The organism is Sphingomonas sp. RB1R13, from assembly GCF_036663775.1.
In the GTDB taxonomy this organism is placed as follows: Bacteria; Pseudomonadota; Alphaproteobacteria; order Sphingomonadales; family Sphingomonadaceae; genus Sphingomicrobium.
Window position 1 is genome coordinate 1 of the sequence record NZ_JAXOJM010000048.1, and the last position, 1,276, is coordinate 1,276.

2 protein-coding genes are annotated in these 1,276 nt (G+C 66.2%); both read left to right on the plus strand.

Annotated elements, in window-relative coordinates; all coding sequences use genetic code 11:
• On the plus strand, nucleotides 1-239 hold a 239-nt coding region (locus U1700_RS14715), incomplete at its 5' end, for a GPW/gp25 family protein (RefSeq protein ID WP_332753434.1).
• A 3-nt stretch (nucleotides 240-242) separates the two neighbouring features.
• The coding region (tssF, locus tag U1700_RS14720) for a type VI secretion system baseplate subunit TssF (RefSeq protein ID WP_332753435.1) at nucleotides 243-1,276 on the plus strand (1,034 nt) is incomplete at its 3' end.

Here is a 1,276-nt window from a genome sequence, read left to right on the forward strand (position 1 = left end):
GGACGCTCAACCGGCGTGCCGTCCTGGCGCGGGCCCGCGAAATCCGCCGTGCTGTGCGTCTGTTCGAGCCGCGCCTGTCACGCGAGGGACTGACCGTCGATCCGGTGGAGAGCAAGGATGATCCGCACGCGCTGACCTTCCTGATCCAGGGTGATATCACCTCGGCGGCACAGGTCATGCCGGTAAAGTTCCGCACCGAGGTGGAGGCGGAAACCCTGTCGGTCAACGTGCGCGAATAGGCCATGTCATCGGGTATCGATCCGCGCCTGCTGCGCTTCTACAATGACGAGCTCGCCTATCTGCGCGAGGAGGCCCGGGCATTCGGCGAAGAGCATGAGGCGGTCGCCGGGCGGCTGGGCCTGAAGACCCCGACCGATCCCGATCCCTATGTCGAGCGCTTGCTCGAAGGCGTCGCCTATCTGGGCGCGCGGGTTCAGTTGAAGATCGCGGATCAATATCCCGAATTCACCCAGCATCTGCTGCACGCGGTCCAGCCGCATTATCTGGCCCCGATGCCGTCCATGTGCGTGGTCGGTTTCGAGCCGAAGGAGGGCGACCCGATCCTGATCAAGGGTCACACGGTCGCGCGGGGCAGCCCGCTGACCGCGACGGCGACCGAGCAGGACGGCGTGCCGGTCGAGTTCCGTACGGGCCATGAGGTGACGCTCTGGCCGCTCAAGATCACCCAGGTCGAATATCTCGCCAGCCGGGCGGCGGTGGCGCCCTTTGCCAGTGCCGCCAATGTCCGCGCGGAGGCGGCGCTGCGCATCCGCTTCGAGGCGACGGGCGGCGCGACATTGCCTCAGGTCCTGCCCCGGTCGCTGCCGCTCTATTTGTCGGGCGCGGAGGCGTTGCCGGCCGAACTCTATCGCCAGATGGTCGGCGAGACATTGGCGGTGATCGCACGCTCGACCGATGCGGCGGCCGGGGCGGAGGGGTGGAAGAAGCTGCCGCTGCCCGAACAGGTCGGCTTCGACGACGATCAGGCGTTGCTGCCCGCCGAATTGCGGTCCTTTCGCGGCTATCGCCTGCTGAGCGAATATTTCGCCTGTCCCGAACGCTTCCTGTTCGTCGACCTGCCGCGACTGGACCGCGCCTTCGCCGACAGTCCCAAGGCGTGCGATGTCGTTCTGCTGTTCAAGCGATCCGCGCCGGTGCTGCACAATGCGGTTGAGCCGGGCAATCTGCGCCTCTTCGCCACGCCCGCCATCAACCTGTTCGAAAAGCAGCTGGGCCGGGTTCGCGTGTCGCGTTTCGAGCATGAGCATCACGTCAT